This window comes from Ornithinibacillus bavariensis (assembly GCF_018333235.1).
GTDB lineage: Bacteria > Bacillota > Bacilli > Bacillales > Amphibacillaceae > Ornithinibacillus > Ornithinibacillus bavariensis.
Window position 1 is genome coordinate 21,425 of the sequence record NZ_BORP01000007.1, and the last position, 19,354, is coordinate 40,778.

The following is a 19,354-nucleotide window of genomic DNA, read 5'->3' on the forward strand; positions in this document are numbered from 1 at the left end:
CAGTTTCTTTTTAGGGTTACCTATTAATAGTTCCTAAAACTGATAAATATTACGATATTTCGTCGTTAAATACTCCACTAAATAATCTGGATTTAAGCCTTCACCTGTCACATCTTTTAATATATCCAATGGTTTTTTAAGCTTTCCATATTGATGAATATTTTCTGTTAACCAGTTGCGTATCTTTGAAAAATCCCCTGACTGAATAATACCATCAACATCCAAGGTCTCACTCATCTTATGCTTAAATTGAGCAGCATACATATACCCGAGTGCATAGGATGGAAAATAACCAAAATCTCCACCAGCCCAGTGTATATCTTGCAATACACCTTCTCGATCAGTTGGTGGCTTAATGCCAAGATATTCAACCATCTTCTCATTCCATAAATGGGGCAATTCCTTCACTTCTATATCACCATTGATTAATGCTTTTTCCAATTCATAGCGAACCATAATATGAAGCGGATACGTTAATTCATCAGCTTCAATTCGAATGAAGGAAGGTTTCACCTCATTGACAGCCTGATAAAAATCTACTACTGAAACCTTATCAAATTCAATTGGAGCATATTTTTTAAATAAATCATAATGGGATTCCCAGAAGACTTTATTTCTACCAAGGAAATTCTCCCAGAATAAAGACTGGGACTCATGGATGCCCATGGAAGTACCAGAAGCTAAAGGAGTTCCTTCTAGCTTCTTATCAATATTTTGTTCATATAAGGCATGACCTGCCTCATGAATGATACCAAATACTGCCATTCGAAAATCTTGTTCATCATAACGAGTTGTTATTCTGACATCATTAAGATTAAGTGTAATTTCAAATGGATGAATCGTATCATCCAAGCGTCCAGCATCAAAATCATAGCCCATACGATTTAAAATCTCAATTGAAAAATTCTTCTGGTCCTTCTTTGGAAAATGTGTTGTTAAAATAGAAGTATCTGGTTTTACAGAACTATCTTGAATTTTTTGTAATAGCTCAGTAAGTGACTTTCTAACTTTAGGAAAGACTTCATCTAATGTTTTAACCGTTACACCTGGCTCGAAATTATGAAGTAATGCATCATAAATATTCTCTTCATAACCCCAGTAATTTGCAAACTTTTTATTGAAATCTACTAGTTTTTCTAAGTAAGGCTGGAAATCAGAAAAATTCGCCTTCTCCCTTGCATCTTGCCAAACAGCTTCTGATTTTGATTGTAGCATCACATATTCTTTAAATTCGTTTTCAGGTATTTTTTGATTCTTTTCATAAATTTCAAGGCACTCCTGAACAGATTTCTGAATTAATTGATCCGATGTTTGCTCCTTTAGTTCATCAATGAAATTCTTCATTTTATCTGATACTTGCATTTGATGTAGTTTTTGAGCAAGATATCCTACTACTTCAGATCGTTGCTCTACACCTTTTTTTGGAATTTTTGTCCGTAAGTCCCATTGAATTAAGGAAATAGCTTCACGTAAGGCATTTTGTTCTTTTAAAAAATCCATAAAATCCTTTTCTGTTTCTGTGATAGTTGCCATCTTATTCACTCCCCTATTTTCTTGCCGAAATACTGATAATAATCAGTCTTGATAAAACCATTAAATAACTTACGCTTCTTAGTTGCTTTTTGACCATAATATTTTTCAAACTCTTCAAACGCTGTTAGTATATAAACACTCCATGAAGGATGTTTCTTCATAATGTTTCCGAATTCTTGATAAATCTGTATAACTGTTTCTTGATCGCCCAATCGTTGTCCATATGGTGGGTTTCCGATAATATATCCATTGTCATTTCTAATGGACAAATCGCTAATTTGCATCTGTTTCCAAGTGATTAGCTCTCCTAGTCCTGCTTCTAAACTATTCTCTTTAGCGATGGTAATCATTTTATGGTCGATATCGCTTCCAATAATCTCTAGCTTTTCATCGTATTTCGCTAAATCCTCCGCTTCTAGGAAAGCCTCTTCCCAATATTTTGGGCGAATAAACTTCCAATTTTCAGAATCAAATTCGCGGTTAAATCCAGGTGCAATATTTTGCCCGATTAATGCCGCTTCAATTGCAATGGTTCCAGAACCACAAAATGGATCTATTAATGTGTATTCTGGTTGCCAATTGGTTAATAGTACTAAAGCTGCAGCCATGGTTTCCTTAAGTGGAGCCTCCCCTTGACCAACTCGATAACCTCTTTTATGTAAGCCAACACCTGACGTATCAATAGTCAACAATGCTATATCTTTAAGTATAGATACTTCTACTTTATACATGTCACCTGTCTCTGGCATTTTTGAAGCCATTCCATACTTAATTTTTAAACGTTCGGCGATAGACTTCTTCACAATCTTTTGGCAATCTGGAACACTATGTAAAGTTGATTTAACTGATTTCCCGGAAACAGGAAACTGTCCATCCTCACTTATGTAATTTTCCCACGGTAATGCTTTTGTACCTTCGAATAATTCATCAAATGTTGTCGCTTTAAATTCCCCTACCACCAATTTTATCCGATCTGCAGTCCTTAGCCAAAGATTACATCTAGGGATTGCTGAAATTGGAGCATCAAAAATTACTTTACCATTATCTACTTGTACTTCATAACCTAAATTACGTACTTCGTTTGCAACAACGGCCTCTAACCCCATAGCAGCTGTAGCAATCAATTTGATTTTCTGAGCCATCGATAAATTCCCTTCAAATGGTTTTTAAACAACAATAGTTTACCACACCAAGAAAAATAAAATAACCTTTCTGCATTATATAATACAGAAAGGTTATGTTCCAATCCTTGTAAGACCATTAAATACTCGATAAGCCATGTTCTGTCCCATTTGTACTACTAACGGTGGTCGGCCTCGTACACAGGGTGTAATCATCTATCTACAGGCAGTAACCTGTCCCTCGTTCGGTTCATTTCCCTACTAAAGGATGCCCCTACCATTATTTGGGTTGCTCACTCGTGGGGTTTACCGCGTTCCACCTAAAGTGTTTCCACTTTAGCTACGTCACTGTGGCACTTTCAAGGATATAATTCCATATCGTATGACTTAGGAACTTCACCTGCCGTTAACCAAAATAGTTACCTTGACTTATGAATTCATCAAGCACGAACACTACAAACATCTCAGTTTGTGTGAGCATGGACTTTCCTCTACATGAATCATGCAGCGATTACATGAGTATTTAATTATTAACTATCCTATATTCTAACATAAACTTATTTGTTTTTCATTGGTAAAAAAAGTTAGAAACTAGGAATCTGCATTGGCATATTTACTGCCAAAAACTGCCTTTTCTAAATTTGAAAGTCGCTTTAAAACATCATAGTTAACCTGTGGTGCTCCACTTGCTGATCTAGTTTTTACTTGATTTTCACTCGATTTTTTCAAACGAATAATTTCCTGTTTCAATCGATCAATCTCTTGTGTAAAAGCTTCGTAATCTTGAATAACGATGTCTAGAAATTCATCAACTTCCTCTTGGTTATAACCTCTCATAGCGGTTTTAAAATCTTTTTCTAAAATATCCTTGCCACTAAGTTTAATTTGATTTCCATTCACTCAGTTTCACCTCATTTATTTCATCTGTACTTGATGTCATTAGTTATTATTATTTCATGTTATTTAACTATATGTACGAGTCTCCTTTTTTATTATAGCAAAAAAGTAAGAAGCTGAACACTCAGTCCTCTTACTTTTCTTTCGTTTGCTATGTATTACTTTTCCATATCAGATTTTTTAAATGAGAATGGAAGTAATTCATCCATTGTAGTCGACAATGTGTTTGTTCGTAAATTTGTAAGATGAATTACCATATCAGGATCAAAAAACTCACTCATTACTTGTCGACATGAACCACAAGGTGGTACTGGTCGTTCTGTATCTGCCACAACGGCCATTTCTACAAAATCAGTTTCCCCTTCTGATATAGCTTTAAAGATTGCTACACGTTCAGCACATAAAGAAACAGGAAAAGCTGCATTTTCAATATTACATCCTGTATAAATTTTCCCAGATTTAGTTAATAAAGCCGCTCCAACAGGAAAATTTGAATAAGGTACGTAAGCCTGTTCTCTCATTTCTATAGCTTTATCTATAAGAACTTTTTTAGACAAAACCTCATCCCCTTCATTAAGTGTGGAAGCTAATTATAGTAAAAGTTGCAAAAAATGTAAAGATAGATGAGTATTAAGACTCTATTGCACGTAAAAGTTGATCCAAAACATAAAGAACAGATTGATTTAATTCCATGTATCTTCTTCTTCTAACATCAATGTAGTAGCTATGCATTAATAAAAGCTCCATATTTTCTTTAGTCGATACAATTTGATTTGGATGTACACTTATCTTATTCTCTTTTATGAATTTTAAAGCAAGTTCTTGCCAAATCTCCAACAAATCATAAATGGGTGATGTCTTTTTCTTTACCATAACAAAGAATTCTTTGTCTCTACGGTCTTCTGGTGGATTATTTTCTTCAAATACCTGCTTTAAATCTTGTAGATACTTTTTAAGCTTTATGGTATATTCGGTTAATTCCATCATGATTCCTCAATTCTTTCATTCTATAGTAATAATGTACCATTTCTTTTCTAATATTTGCATCAATATGAACTTGAGGAAAAATAAAAAAAGCTTCATTTAACATGAAGCTCGCGTACAAATACTGTTGCTTGTTCAATTGCTTTCTTCTGATTAAGAAAGGAAAGCTGCACTTCCTCATCAATTTTTAAAGTAAGTTTTTGTTCTGCCAAACGGGCTCGGTCTCCAATAACGTGTAATGCGGCTTCAAAATCCTTTCGCGCTACTCCGTTTTGAATATTGTCTTTTCTCAAAGCAAGACCCATATCATCACTCCTACTATCATTTAATAGCTTAATTCTATAGCTATCTCACCATCTCCTGCCCCTTCGACAAAAGTAGTTGCTAATATACAAAAGTAGTGGATAAACTCATTTTTTTTTACTTTTAAGACAAACTAAGCAATAAAGGAGGTTTTTTTATGAAAGACAAACAGAAAAACAAACAAAAAGAAGTACTTAATGGAAAACCATTAAAATCTGGAGATAAAAAGCTCAATGGCCCTAACCGTCCTTCTACTTAAGTTAGAAAGCAATAACACTTGTAACTAAAATTTAAGAAGTTAAGTTTTTCTTAAAGGATTTGCATTATCAGCAAATCCTATTTTCATTAAAAAAACTTTTTCATATGATAATAAGCAAATACCATATTCCTTTTTCGATAATATGACTTTCCAATTTCAATAGGCTCTTCGGTAAGGGAATTGGACCATTTATTTCTTATCCCCCTTAATTCCAGCCAGTCGTTACGTATAATATCTTGGTGGTCGATAATAGGATAAATTGTCCTTAACAATGGGCTTTTAGGAAAATGATAATAGGTGTATTTTTCATAATCGTATCTACTTCCTGTGTGTTCAACAAAACGGATAAAATCCAGGATTTCTTTATGTATGCTCGGATGAAATAATTGGGATGCTAGTCTTTTACCTAATGTGATACGATTTGTAAGATTGGTAAATCCACGAACATACCCACCATAGATTTTCCCATTTAAAGTAGGGAGAAGAACTGCATTTAACATGATATAATTTTGTAATTGATACGGTACCGATAAAAAGACCTTCCTTTTAAAAAAGGGTTGCGCGATAACAGGCTTTTGAATAACATTTTGTTCATTAATAATCAGCGAAGTCATTAATCGATTCCTATCTTTATTTTTCCAAAAATAATTCCATTCCTGAATCATAAAATTAGATACCTGTATTTCACTTAGGAGATGAAATAATGGCCTGTTATGGCGAAGTGATATTTCATATAGTATGAGCTGTGGGTATGCATCTGAAAATATAAGCCAATTTGCTCGCTCGTAGGTCATAAATAGACGCATTCGCTGGTGTTCTCCCAGTATCTCTTTGTATGGGGCTAAATATAAATCAGTCATATTCCAACCTGCATTTCTTGAGACAATACTTGCAAGAAGTGCCCATTTTATTTCTGGGTACTTAAAATAAAAACGCTGATAAGCTTTTGTCCTAGAAATGTTGTCTATATTATGCTTCCTTGTTTTATTTATTATATAATAGATGTAATCCTCAGTATTCCTAATCATATTCATTGATAAATCCTGCCTATTCTATGAATTTATGAGATTATAGTTACCATGCAGGCATTTTTCTGTTATGATACTGTATTATGCTAGGAGGCATAACCATGAATTATCCGAATGGAAAACGAGCAGTTAAAAGCAGCCCAATGAATCACTCATTTTCAAATCGAGGAATGACACTGGAAGAGGATATTAATAGCACCAACCAGTATTATTTAGATATGGATCTAGCAGTGATACACAAAAAGCCAACACCTGTACAAATTGTAAAAGTAAATTATCCAAAAAGAAGTGCTGCTGTTATAACTGAAGCTTATTTTAAACAGGCATCAACTACGGATTATAATGGCATATATCGAAATCAATACGTCGATTTTGAAGCAAAAGAAACAAAAAACAAAACATCTTTTCCACTAGCTAATATTCACGACCATCAAATTAAACATATGGAATCTGTAGTAAAGCATGGTGGAATCTGCTTTATGATTATACGGTTTTCATTTTATAGTGAAACATATTTTCTAGAAGCGAAAGAATTACTGCCCTATTGGTATGAAAAAGAGGCAGATGGTAGAAAATCAATACCATACATTGATATCAAGCTTAAAGGCCATGAAATACCTTTTAAATATCAAACAAGAGTTGATTACTTAACAATAATTGATCAGCTTTATTTCTAGATTGGAGGTAGTGAGAAATGGCAGAAAACAGCCAAAGTCGCACTGCACGACGAAAACAAAAAAAGGCCAAAAAGAAACCTACTTGGAAAAAAATAATAAAAATATTCTTTATCATATGTTTAATTATTGGACTTGGAGTAGCTGGGTTATTTACTTATTATATTGCCACAGCTCCTGATCTTGATACGTCGAAATTAACAGATCCACTTTCTTCTAAAGTTTATGATCAAGATGGTGAATTGATTGCTGACTTAGGAGACATTAAACGAACAAAAATTACCTTTGATGACTTACCTGAGAAATTAATTAATGCCGTTACTGCTACAGAGGATGCGAGATTTTTTAAACATCCTGGTATTGATATCAGACGTATTGGTGGAGCAATTATAGGTAATGTTCGAAATGGATTTGGATCTGAAGGTGCTAGTACGATTACACAACAGGTGGTAGAAGGATACTTCCTTTCGAATGAAAAGAAAATCAAATTAAAAGTACAGGAACAATGGCTCGCATTGAAATTAGAAAAGAAATATTCGAAAGAACAAATCCTTGAAATGTATCTTAATAAAATTTATTACGGAGCTGGTGCATACGGTGTAGCTAAAGCTGCAGAAACGTATTTTGGTAAAACTGATTTACATGATTTAACATTAGCAGAGGCTGCTATCCTAGCTGGATTACCACAGCGTCCATCGGCATACGATCCATTTAAAAATCCTGATTTAACAAAGGAAAGAATGAAAACAGTATTAACTTTAATGGTACGTCATAACAAAATAACACAGGCTGAAGCGGATGAAGCACTTAAGACTGATATCCCTTCCCTTCTAGTAAAAGAAAAACCTGATCCTAAGCCGTATGATGCCTTCATTCAGCAGGTTCAGAGAGAGGTTGAACAAAAGCTTGAAGGTGCCGATATTTATACTGATGGTCTGCAAATCTATACTACGTTAGATAAGGATGCACAAGATCATGTAGAATTTTTACTTTCTGATGACGCTAATAATCCTGTTGCATACCCGAATGATGACCTACATGCTGGTATGGTAGTCCTAGATTCAAAAACAGGAGCAATTCTTGCTATTGGTGGAGATAGGAATTATAAGAATGGCTTTAATTACGCAATACAAGGTGGAAACCAGGCAGGTTCAACCTTTAAACCAATTGTTGCTTATGGACCTGCTATTGAATACAATAAAATGTCCACCTATCAGCAAATAAATGATGATAAGCCGTACGAAATTGCTGGAAGTAATGGGCAAGTAATTCGAAACTGGAACCGTACTTACCAAGGTTGGATGACTGCGCGATATGCGCTTCAAGAATCACTAAACGTACCTGCTGTAAAGACCTTAGTGGATGTTGGTTATGATAAATCACAGCAATTCGCGAATAATCTTGGTATTGAATTTGTTGATGGAAAACCAAAATTAACAGATGCTATTGGTGGTGCAGACACTACTGTAAACCCACTTCAATTAGCGGGTGCATATCAAGCATTTGCCAATGAAGGTATACGTAATGAGCCATATGCAGTTTCTAAAGTTGTCTTCCCTAACGATCAGACGGTGGATTTAACACCAGAGCCTAAGGTTGCCATGTCAGATTATACAGCGTTTATGATAACAGATATGTTAAAAACCGCTTTATCTCAAGGTTCATCAGGTGGCCCTGCAAGAATACCTGGTCTACCTGTAGCAGCTAAAACAGGGACAACTAACTTAAAGGATGTTGAAGGTGTTAAAGACTCTTGGATTGCCGGTTATACAACCAACTACACTATGGCCGTTTGGGTAGGATATGATAAAGACAAACGAACTATGGATAGTGAAAAATATGTGGCCCATGCCCTATTCAAACAAACAATGAGTGAACTATCCAAGGGTGTTGAAACTGCAGACTATAAGATGCCAGATTCTGTAGTAAAGGTTAAAGTAGAAAAAGGATCTAATCCTGCTGCTTTACCGAGTGAATATACACCTGATTCTCAAATAGTAACAGAACTGTTTGTAAAAGGAACAGAACCTAAAAAATCATCTGAGAAATACGATAAGCTAGACCCTGTATCCGGTTTGAAGGCAGATTACAAAAAAGAAAAAAATGAAATAAAAGTTGAATGGAAATATGACTCTGATAAAGATGTCTCGTTCGAAGTTGCTGCTAGTGTAGATGGTGGTGCGATGAAAGTCCTATCCACAACCGATGATAAAAAGATTGATATAACAGAGGTAAGCGGTGATTCAAACTATACGATTCAGGTTACAGCATTCTTAAAGGATGATGATAAAGTTCGTAGTGAACCACAAACAGTTACCGTTAATATTAAAGAGGAAGAACCAGAAACTCCAATTAAACCAGTAGATAATTTATCTGCTGTATACGATCCTAATAAGTCCATCATTGATGTATCATGGGGCTATAATGGACCTCCTGCTTCCTATGAAGTAAGAGTAGAGGGGCCACAAGGTGGTACACAGATGGTTAATTCAAAGGGTATTGAAATAAGTGGTAACTTTGAACCTGGTCAAAGCTATACGATCTATGTTACCGCTATAGGTAAGAATGGTGCAAATCAAGGTAGTCGTAGTGAAACACGTCAGGTAACACTTCAAATACCAGGTAACCAAAATACCGAACCAGATCCTGGAGATGAAACTGATACAAGTCCTCCTAGTGATGATGAAAATGAAGAATCATAAATAAAAGCTATCAACATTAGGTTTTTCCTAATGTTGATAGCTTTTTTCTTACCTATCTTTCATTCTCTTTTGCCCTTCTCGACAAATATCAAGTAATGGACACTCTGGACAGTTGGGATTTTTTGCTTTACAGTGGTAGCGTCCGAAGAAAATTAAGCGGTGATGTGTAACACTCCACTCTTCCTTAGGTACTTTCTTCATGAGGGTCTCTTCCACTTCTAATACAGAGTCTTTCCATTTACATATACCTAGTCGTTTTGAGACTCTTTCGACATGCGTATCAACTGCAATTGCTGGTTCTCCAAAGGCAACTGAAGCAACTACATTTGCAGTCTTCCTTCCTACCCCAGCTAATTTGATCAGTTCTTCTTTTGAGTGCGGAACCTCGCCTCCGTATTCCTCTATGAGAGACTTACAAAGCTTTTGAATGTTTTTAGCTTTATTGCGAAATAAACCGATTGACTTAATATCATTTTGTAATTCTTCTAGCGGTACTTGGAGGTAATCTTCTGGTGTTTGATATTTTTTAAACAAATCCTTAGTTACCTTATTGACTAGTGCATCGGTGCATTGTGCCGACAATACTACCGCTATCACTAATTCAAATGGATTAGCATGCTCTAATTCACATTCCGCGTTAGGAAACATCTTAGCTATTTCATCTAAACAATATCTAATTTGCTTCTTGTTTAACATTATTCCTCTCCCTCTAGCCAATTGTAATAAAAGGAAGTGTCCCTTTTCTTCGTTGTCGTATTTGTATATTTCGTTGCTTGATGATCATGAAACTTTTTCGTGGCTTCTCTAGCCTGTTCAACTGTATGTATCCCCTTCTTTTTCCATTCCCTAAGAATTCGATCCATATATTTGAAATTCAGCTTTCCCATTAGTACAGATTCACGTAATGCTGCTTTTATTAATGCAGGTGATAGTTTGTCTTCATCTAGCCATAGGTTAACGGTCTCGATCTCAAAGGGTGATAACGGTCGGCCGAATTCCTGTTCAAACAGAATAAATAAAGAACCGTCTTCGTTTTGAACCCTCTCTTCCTTCACAGGTTCAAATAACTTCTCCCATAATGGTTCAAGTGAATATGCCTCACTCCATTGTTCTTGACTATTTTCCTGCCGCTCTATTTTTAAGAAGCCCTTCTGAATTAATTTTCTTAATAATCGCGAACACGTTTGCTCATCTGTTGTTAGCATGCTCGTCAATTCTTGCAAAGTTGGGAAATAGTTCCCATTAGAGATAGATCGATGTATCTGAATGAGTAGTACTAATTCTATCTCATCCAATCCTAATTTATTATACTTTTGTAGTAATAAATTAGGAATGACAACCTGATTGGCTAATATATGTTGAAATGGTAATGAATTTGTCATGTAATTGCACCTCAATACTAGTATAGCATGTCCAATGGATTCTTGGCTTAAAAAGAAGGCTGTCTCGTTACTACTGAGACAGCCAGTTTTTAGAAAAGTTATTAAGGATATAAGCGATTTAATAATCTTGGGAATGGAATAGTTTCACGAACATGTTCAACACCAGAAATCCATGCAACTGTTCGTTCTAGTCCTAAACCAAATCCAGAATGAGGAACACTTCCATATTTTCTTAATTCTAGATACCATTCATATGCTGGACCAGTTAAACCATGCTCCTCATATCGCTGTTTCATAAGATCTAAATCATTAATTCTCTCGGAGCCGCCAATAATTTCTCCATAACCCTCAGGTGCAATTAAATCTGCACAGAGTACAACCTCTTCACGATTAGGATCCGGCTTCATATAAAATGCTTTAATTTTTGCCGGATAATTCGTAATAAATACTGGTTTATCAAAGCTCTCAGCTATTGCAGTTTCATGTGGGGCACCGAAATCTTCTCCCCATTCAATATCTGTGAATCCTTTATCTTTTAATAATTGAATAGCGTCATCATAAGAGATACGTGGGAATGGCGCTTTTACCTTTTCAAGCTTTGTAATGTCTCTCTCTAAAATGCCAAGCTCTAATTGGCAATTCTTAAGGACAGATTGAACAACATAACTAACATAATTCTCTTGAATTTGTAAGCTCTCTTCATGTTCTACAAATGCCATTTCCGGTTCAATCATCCAGAATTCAATTAAATGTCGGCGTGTTTTCGATTTTTCAGCACGGAATGTTGGACCAAAGGAAAATACTTTACCAAAGGCCATCGCTGCCGCTTCCATATATAGCTGTCCACTTTGAGATAGATAAGCATCTTCATCAAAGTATTTCGTATGGAATAGCTCAGTTGTTCCTTCAGCCGAAGCACCGGTTAAAATTGGTGGGTCAATCTTTACATAGCCATTTTCATTAAAGAACTCATAAGTGGAACGAATAATTTCATTACGAATTTTCATTATGGCATGCTGTTTTTTGGAACGTAACCATAAATGACGATGATCCATTAAGAATTCTGTACCATGTTCTTTAGGTGTAATTGGATAATCGACTGACTCATGAATCAATTCTATATTAGATACTTGCATTTCAAAGCCAAATTTAGAACGAGTATCTTCGACAATTGTTCCTGTTATATACATTGAAGATTCTTGCGTCATGTTCTTTGCAAGCTGGAATATTTCCTCACTTACATCATTTTTCGCAACAACTGCTTGTATAAAACCAGTCCCATCACGTAATTGTAAAAATGCAATTTTACCACTAGAACGCTTGTTAGATAACCAAGCACCAATGGTAACTTCCTTCCCCTGAAATTCAGGTACTTGTGCGATAGTTGTTTTCAAAAAAATTACCTCCAATAGAGAAAAATTTTGCTAGTATTAAGGGTTTAATTTGCTCAGTTATTTAAGATGTTTTTCAACAAAACGATGAATACGTGATGCCGCTTCTTCGAGTTGTTCCTTAGAAATAGCATAGGAAAGTCGGATAAAATCTGGAGCTCCGAATCCTGATCCTGGTACAACTGCAACTCGTTCCTCATCTAATAGAGCACTCGCCCAATCATCCACATTCTTAAATCCATTCATCTTTGCTGCATTAGCTACGTTCGGAAATAAATAAAATGCTCCTTTAGGCTTTTGACAGGTTATACCTGGAACCTTAATGATTAAATCATATAATGCATCCAGTCTTTCTGCAAATACTTTCCTCATTTCAATGGTTGGATCAACTTCTGCTTGATATGCAGCTAATGCGGCGTATTGAGCAATAGAGGTAGGGTTAGAAGTTGAATGAGATGCTAGGTTGGTCATTGCCTTAATTATAGCTGAAGGACCAGCTGCATACCCTATTCTCCACCCTGTCATTGCATGTGACTTAGAGACCCCATTAATAACAATGGTTATCTCCTTTAAATCCGATGATAATCCTGCGATTGAAATATGTCTATCCTCTGAATAAATAAGTTTTTCATATATTTCATCTGAAACAATTAAGATATTGTGCTTTATACAGATTTCACCCAATGCCTCTAACTCGTCCTTCGTGTACATCATCCCTGTTGGATTGCTTGGCGAATTAATAATAATAGCCTTTGTTTTATGTGTGATAACATCTTCTAATTGTTTTGGAGAGATTTTAAATTCATTCTCTTCAAGACCTGGCACATAAATTGGCGTACCTCCTGCCAGCTTAATTTGTTCTGGGTAGCTAACCCAATATGGGACAGGAACGATTACCTCATCACCTTCATTTAATAACGCTTGAAATAGTGTATATAGTGCATGTTTTGCACCGGAAGTTACTATAATTTCATCCGATTTATATGAAAGATTATTATCACGTTTTAGTTTTTCAATAATAGCTAGCTTTAACTCCTGTATACCGCCGGTTGGAGTGTATTTTGTTTTTCCGGCCTCCATTGCTTTTATAGCAGCATCAATGATGTAATTGGGAGTATTGAAATCTGGTTCACCCGCTCCTAGCCCGATTACGTCAAAACCATTTTGCTTTAGCTCATTGGCTTTCGCTGTTATAGCCAAAGTAGTAGAAGGTGTTAATGTTTGTACTCGTTTTGCAATATCCATTACGAAATCACCTCTTATTGGAACATTTTCTTAAAACGAAATTCTTCATACTGAGAACCATCATAAATGGAAACATATTCTAATACATAGCGATTTGCTTCATCCTGATAACTTATTTCCCATAATGGGGTATCCTTTAATATTGCAGGAACTATTTTGATGAGACTGCAGTTTTTACAGCCTTGCTGCCAATTTTCCCTTACCTCATCAGACGAAATGGTTTCATCTTCGTTCACTATCGTAATTTTTTGTGCCTTGTCATCAGGTACAAATGCAATCTGTGTTACCTTATCGTCTGTCTTACCGTAAATTACATGATAACCATTTTCACCAAAGAACCTAGACGTTTTTAAAATATCAACAATCGAGCTTTCTTGAATGACTCTCTGTTCAGCCACTTGGAAGCCTGCAGTTTTGCTATCCTGTATTTGGTTATATAAGACGATTAAAAAAATTATAACAGCAAGAAACAATATCAGTAAAATAAGTAATATCCATTTAACTACCGAGGGTAACTCAAAGGATCGTTTATTCATAAAAAGTTGTTTTCGAGCCAACTTCTATTCTCTCCATATCCATTTATATAGTTTTAATTTTGCTTGTATCATCATCATAAACCCTCCGAATTCAGCTATACATTTAATTTACTGTTATAATTATCAATTATTACTAAACATAGATACCAGCTATACGTCTATACTATAAGTAAAGTTGAACTTAAATAAGATGAAACACATACATTATACCAAGCAATTCTTGATTTTTGTTTTGTTTTTATTTATTTCAACCAAAAATTTCTAAACACCATACCATCCTGCTTACTGATGCTCTTTGCATCAGTATTTTTTTTAGAACCAATCGAGCGCTTTTTTCATTAGCTCTGCAGTTGAATTGAAAGCAATAGGTACTTGTGGTATAGATTCAGTGAAATACTTCCCATAGCGAGATTTTATTATTCTTGCGTCACAAATAAATACGATTCCTCTATCATTATTCGATCGAATAAGTCGTCCAAATCCTTGCTTAAATCGAATTACTGCATTCGGTAAAGAAAGATCATAAAAAGCATTCTCTCCAATATTTTTCATTGCTATGGATTTTGCTTCATAAACTGGGTGATTCGGTGGCTGGAATGGTAACCGAACAATCATTAAACATGACAAATCATCTCCAGGAATATCTACACCTTCCCAAAAAGAGCTTGTTCCAAGTAATATGGATTGATCGAAGGTTTGGAAGTTCTTCTTAAGCCTCTCCCTACTACCACTAGAAATACCTTGTGCAATTAAGACATATTTCTCGCTCTCCATTGATTCTTTTAACAAATAATACGATTTCTTAAGCATATCATAAGAGGTAAATAAGACAAGCATCCTCCCACCTGTTATTTCTGCAAGGGATAGAATTGTTTCACAAGTTGCATGAATGAAATCATCTGTATTACCGTAGGTTACATCTGGAAAGTCATTTGGAACCATTACTCTGACCTGATCAACATAAGAGAAAGGAGATGGAATTTTTTGAGTCTCAAGCCGATCACTGGAGAGACCTAATCTCTTTTGTATATATTGAAACGAATTTTTCATTGTTAAAGTCGCACTAGTTAAAATAACACTTTCCTTCACATCAAAAAAACACTCCGCTAAAATCGTTGCCACATGTATAGGCTCACTATAGAGATATACAGCATTTTTCGCTCCATATGCCTCAATTTCAATCCACCTAACATCTTTAGTATCATTATCCATTAGGAATAAATGTTCCAGCCCATCAATAAACGATTGTAGTATATCAATTCGAAGCTGTGTTTCCTCGATTGCATTTTTATCCGTTAATGCTTTTGATGTAATGGTCAAAAAATGAATAAGATCACGGAGATAGAAAATTATTCTAGTCGCCATTTCTTTAATGATATTCCAATATCTTTCCTGCTCTTTTCCTTCTTCGAATCGATACTGTATACGACCAACATCACTTAACACCTTTTGATTTCCAGGTTGGTCAAGTACATATTGAAAAATGGTCCGAAAGAAATCATCCATTTCATACTTTGCTAAAGACAACAGGTCATTCCAGCGATCTTTTGGCAATTTTTCCTCAATCGAAGGATTGTTAAAAAGAATTTGATCAAGCCAATTTCCATCGCCGATACTACCTATTTGATTAAGTGCATGTTGCATATTAACATAGTCTAATTTTAGCCCATAATGTTTTGATGCTGTTTCCTCCAAATGATGTGCTTCATCAATAATCGCCTTATCATACGAAGGAAGAAATTGATAATCATTAAACATATCCGTGCATAATAAAGCATGGTTGGTAATTATAATGTCAGCAGCTTGAGCTCTTCTCCGTGCCTTCTGATAAAATGAATACTTATACCATGGTGAAGTTGGGTCAGGTCTTCCTTCAGAGTCGGCTGAAATACGCTTATAAAATAACTTACCATGAGATGGTAGATGTAGTTCATCTATATCTCCTGTTTCTGTTTCTAATAACCACACCAGAATCATTGCTTTTGTTAATGCAATATCATAATTATCCTGCTGGTGATTGTGGAGTTCATTAGCAAATTTTTCAACACTTATATAATGTTGCTTACCCTTTAGAAGTGTGACTTTAAAAGGAAAATCGACCAACCTCTTAATTAATGGAATTTCATGCTCCAATAATTGTGATTGTAATTGCGTTGTATAGGTACTGATAACAATTCGCTTATTGGTTCTAACTGCTTCATAAACAGTGGGCAATAAATACGCTAAAGATTTACCTGTCCCCGTTTCCGCTTCAATTAATGCATGCTTCTTCGTTTGAAAGGCATCATAAATATGTTCAGACATTACTCGCTGTCCTACTCGTTTCTCATATTTCTTCATGTTTTGAGCCATTGTACCATCTTCTTCGTACACGGAATCTAAAAAATCCCCATAGGATGAAGAAACCGTAATAGCCTCCCTCTTATCAATTAGAACATTACGAAAAGCGAGCCCCTTATGTATAATTATCTCACCTTCATCCACAGCTTGATATGCTAATTCTTCCATACGATTGGAAAATAGCTGAAATAAATCAGACTTTAACACTTTCTCCAATTTTAATAGATGCTCTAATGTTTCATAAGGCAATGTGGATACTTTATGTTTTAATTTAATTAAAAGCTTTGCAGTCACATACGCATCAGACAGAGCACGGTGGGGGTTATCGTGTTCTATGCCTAAATAATCAGCTAATATTCCCAGTTTAAAACCAGGTGCCTGAGGGAATAATATCCTCGTTAATTCTACTGTGTCCAATACTGGATTCCCTAAGCTTCTTTTACCAATTGCAGCAAGCTCCGCATTCAAAAACCCTAAATCAAATGGTACGTTATGGGCTACGAGATAGCTATTTTCAAACATTGCTGTAATTGTATCTGCTATATCAGAGAATGTTGGTGCATCCTTAACATCTTCATCTGTTATTCCAGTTAATCTTGTTATAAAGGGTGGTATATTTATCCCAGGATTGACCATCGTCGAGAATTCCTCTGTAATTTGATCATCCTCAACTACAACGATTCCTACTTCTATGATTTTATCTTGTTTTGCTGCGACATTTCCCGTTGTTTCGAGATCTATTACGACAAAACGATCCAATCCTATCACCACCTTGTTTCTATCTATCGTTAGAATTTTTCAGTCTTAAACCAATCAATCTCTGCAGAATAAATCTTCTTTACTTCGCCATCTTGATATTTTGCAAGTAATGCTCCGTCATCAGCAATTCCCATAATAACCGCTTCATCAACCGATTGAAAGGATTTAATTTTGGTCTTCTCACCTATTCGATAGCCATTTTGTTCCCATCTTTGTTTTACGATAGGAAAGCCTTTAGACATATATTCTTCATATTTCTCTTCAAAAGTGGCAAGAATACGTTGAATTAGCTCAATAATTTCCCATGCTTGCCCAGTTTCAATTTTTAGAGAGGTAGCTCGGTTAATAATGGTATTCGGTAATTCCTTTTGTTCATGATTTACATTAATACCAAATCCTATTATGACATAATTTATTTTATCTTGCTCTGCTTGCATCTCGGTTAAGATACCAGATACTTTCTTGTCATTTAAAATAATATCATTTGGCCATTTAATCTTTGGAGCTAACTGTAATTTCTTTTGAAAGACGTCTGCTAATACAGTAGCAGTCAGTAATGTAAGTTGCGGAGCTAAATACGGCAAAATATTTGGTCTTAAAATAATGCTCATCCATATACCCTTATTTTTAGCACTATACCAATCTCGACTTAATCTACCCTTTCCGGCTGTTTGTTCATCAGCTATAACAACTGTGCCATGACCTGCACCCTCTTGTGCAAGCTGATGAGCAACAATCTGGGTAGAGGGGGTAGAAGCTTTATGGATGACCTTTTTCCCTAGCCAGTTGGTTTCTAATCCCCATTGGATGGTGTTCTCGCTCACTTTATTTGGTGAACCAAGAATACGATACCCCTTGTTTCGCTTGGCTTCAATTTCATAACCATCCTTTTCTAGCTCTTTCATATGCTTCCAAATGGCGCTCCGTGAAATTTTTAGTTTATCTGATATTTCTTGACCAGATATATAATTATCATCTTGTAATGATAATAGCTTAATTAATTTACTTCTGGTGGATTCCATTTTACCCAATCCTTTAATGTAGATTTCTCATTATTAATACTACCTAATACTATTTGTTTCTCTAATTCATTTAATTTCTTTTGTATCCATGGTCCCCTATTCCTAGTGGGGAACATTTCAATTATATCATTTCCATTTATCAGCATTTCCTGTCTTGATGAAATGGGAAGTTCAGCTTTTAACTTATGCAAGAGAGTACAATCAATTGTATTCGGATTAATGATATCCATTAAACGACAATATGCTTCGTGCAGGTCTGGTAACAAAAGATAAGCAAGCCATCTATCGATACCATGAATCTTCCCATACTCCAAAGCCTCATTTAGTCTTTCAGCAGTCTTCCAAGTATGATTAGAGCATTTCCATGCCTTAACAATATAGCGGATATCGATATCTGGATTCATCTGATGTAGTAAACAAATTACTTCAGCTAATGAATGCAATGGTTTTATATGATGAAGGAATTTTTCTACAGGTGAATAGGTTTGAAAGACAGGTAAATGTTCTTCAAGCTGTAATTCGCTAACATATTGTAATCCCATTTTGACATGATCACCAGCAAAAAGCTTTTCTAATTCCTTTGTTATTCGTTCAACTGCAAGTCCTTCTATCTCAGCCTTAACACTTACTATAGCTTGAATTGTTTCAATAGAAAGGTCAAACCCTAATTGGCTAGAAAAACGCAGTGCACGTAAGATTCGAAGCGGATCCTCTTTGAATCTCTTTTTTCCATCACCAACTGTTCGAATTACTCTCTTTTTTAAATCAGCTTTTCCACCAAATAAATCGACAATATCGCCACTCTTATCCATTGCAAGAGCATTCATCGTAAAGTCTCTGCGTTCAAGGTCCTTATCAAGTTGATCAATAAAGGATACGGAATCAGGATGTCTTCCATCAGAGTACTCCCCTTCAACTCGAAAAGTAGTTACCTCATAGGATGTTTTATTATAGCGAACGATAACTGTTCCATGCTCAATCCCTACTGGAATTACATTAGCAAACAATCCTTGAATAACATCGGGGGTAGCAGATGTCGTTATATCAATATCACCTATCGTTCGATTTAAAATTAAATCGCGAACACATCCTCCAACAAAATATGCCTGATACCCAGCACGTTCTATTGTTCTGATAATATGTAAAGCATCTTTAAAAGGACCCGTTAAGTCCACCAT

At 35.4% G+C, this 19,354-nt stretch carries 17 protein-coding genes and 1 other RNA gene; 2 read left to right on the forward strand and 16 right to left on the reverse strand.

The window, feature by feature from the left end:
* Positions 1-33: 33 nt before the first annotated feature.
* The 8 genes from KI338_RS15245 to KI338_RS15280 all read right to left on the reverse strand — a co-directional run bounded on the left by KI338_RS15245 (position 34) and on the right by KI338_RS15280 (position 6,131).
* On the reverse strand, positions 34-1,533 hold the full coding sequence (locus tag KI338_RS15245) for a carboxypeptidase M32 (protein ID WP_212921887.1): 1,500 nt from the start codon (positions 1,531-1,533) through the stop codon (positions 34-36).
* A gap of 5 nt (positions 1,534-1,538) precedes the next feature.
* The gene (locus tag KI338_RS15250; protein ID WP_212921888.1) at positions 1,539-2,675 is read right to left on the reverse strand and encodes a THUMP domain-containing class I SAM-dependent RNA methyltransferase; all 1,137 of its coding nucleotides are present in this window, start codon (positions 2,673-2,675) and stop codon (positions 1,539-1,541) included.
* A gap of 125 nt (positions 2,676-2,800) precedes the next feature.
* Positions 2,801-3,177, reverse strand: an RNA gene (rnpB, locus tag KI338_RS15255) — RNase P RNA component class B.
* Positions 3,178-3,245: 68 nt separating this feature from the next.
* Positions 3,246-3,554, reverse strand: coding sequence for a cell division regulator GpsB (gene gpsB, locus KI338_RS15260; RefSeq protein WP_212921889.1), 309 nt, complete (start codon positions 3,552-3,554; stop codon positions 3,246-3,248).
* A 155-nt stretch (positions 3,555-3,709) separates the two neighbouring features.
* Positions 3,710-4,108: a cytidine deaminase gene (locus tag KI338_RS15265; RefSeq protein ID WP_212921890.1), complete on the reverse strand. Its 399-nt coding sequence runs from the start codon at positions 4,106-4,108 to the stop codon at positions 3,710-3,712.
* Positions 4,109-4,181: 73 nt separating this feature from the next.
* Complete coding sequence (locus KI338_RS15270) at positions 4,182-4,538, reverse strand: DUF1798 family protein (protein WP_306345322.1); 357 nt, start codon at positions 4,536-4,538, stop codon at positions 4,182-4,184.
* 92 nt (positions 4,539-4,630) lie between these two features.
* Positions 4,631-4,840, reverse strand: coding sequence for a hypothetical protein (locus KI338_RS15275; RefSeq protein WP_212921891.1), 210 nt, complete (start codon positions 4,838-4,840; stop codon positions 4,631-4,633).
* Between the two features lie 343 nt (positions 4,841-5,183).
* Complete coding sequence (locus tag KI338_RS15280) at positions 5,184-6,131, reverse strand: DUF2515 family protein (protein ID WP_212921892.1); 948 nt, start codon at positions 6,129-6,131, stop codon at positions 5,184-5,186.
* A gap of 95 nt (positions 6,132-6,226) precedes the next feature.
* On the opposite strand from KI338_RS15280, the gene recU reads away from it, so the two are divergent.
* Together recU and KI338_RS15290 are read left to right on the forward strand one after the other, a co-directional pair.
* Positions 6,227-6,802 carry a Holliday junction resolvase RecU gene (recU, locus tag KI338_RS15285; RefSeq protein ID WP_212921893.1) on the forward strand — a complete coding sequence of 192 codons (576 nt, stop codon included), beginning with the start codon at positions 6,227-6,229 and terminating at the stop codon, positions 6,800-6,802.
* 17 nt (positions 6,803-6,819) lie between these two features.
* Complete coding sequence (locus KI338_RS15290; RefSeq protein ID WP_212921894.1) at positions 6,820-9,501, forward strand: penicillin-binding protein 1A; 2,682 nt, start codon at positions 6,820-6,822, stop codon at positions 9,499-9,501.
* A 48-nt stretch (positions 9,502-9,549) separates the two neighbouring features.
* Here KI338_RS15290 and nth read toward each other — a convergent pair whose 3' ends face one another.
* From nth to KI338_RS15330, 8 genes are all read right to left on the reverse strand, one after another.
* Positions 9,550-10,197, reverse strand: a complete 648-nt coding sequence (gene nth, locus KI338_RS15295; RefSeq protein ID WP_212921895.1) for an endonuclease III — start codon at positions 10,195-10,197, stop codon at positions 9,550-9,552.
* Positions 10,197-10,883 (reverse strand): DnaD domain-containing protein, encoded by a 687-nt coding sequence (locus KI338_RS15300; RefSeq protein ID WP_212921896.1) that lies wholly within the window; start codon positions 10,881-10,883, stop codon positions 10,197-10,199. Before KI338_RS15300 ends, nth begins: the two co-directional genes overlap by 1 nt.
* Positions 10,884-10,984: 101 nt before the next feature.
* Positions 10,985-12,277 (reverse strand): asparagine--tRNA ligase, encoded by a 1,293-nt coding sequence (gene asnS / locus KI338_RS15305; protein ID WP_212921897.1) that lies wholly within the window; start codon positions 12,275-12,277, stop codon positions 10,985-10,987.
* Positions 12,278-12,334: 57 nt separating this feature from the next.
* A complete protein-coding gene (locus KI338_RS15310) occupies positions 12,335-13,519 on the reverse strand; it encodes a pyridoxal phosphate-dependent aminotransferase (protein ID WP_212921898.1) in 1,185 nt (394 codons plus the stop codon).
* Positions 13,520-13,533: 14 nt separating this feature from the next.
* Positions 13,534-14,076: a cell wall elongation regulator TseB-like domain-containing protein gene (locus tag KI338_RS15315; RefSeq protein WP_212921899.1), complete on the reverse strand. Its 543-nt coding sequence runs from the start codon at positions 14,074-14,076 to the stop codon at positions 13,534-13,536.
* Positions 14,077-14,367: 291 nt separating this feature from the next.
* Positions 14,368-17,163 (reverse strand): ATP-dependent DNA helicase DinG, encoded by a 2,796-nt coding sequence (gene dinG / locus KI338_RS15320; RefSeq protein WP_373306356.1) that lies wholly within the window; start codon positions 17,161-17,163, stop codon positions 14,368-14,370.
* Between the two features lie 20 nt (positions 17,164-17,183).
* Positions 17,184-18,176, reverse strand: a complete 993-nt coding sequence (locus tag KI338_RS15325; RefSeq protein WP_212921901.1) for a biotin--[acetyl-CoA-carboxylase] ligase — start codon at positions 18,174-18,176, stop codon at positions 17,184-17,186.
* Entirely contained in the window at positions 18,152-19,354 is a 1,203-nt protein-coding gene (locus KI338_RS15330; protein WP_212921902.1) for a CCA tRNA nucleotidyltransferase, read from the reverse strand. The genes KI338_RS15325 and KI338_RS15330 overlap by 25 nt, the downstream gene beginning before the upstream one ends.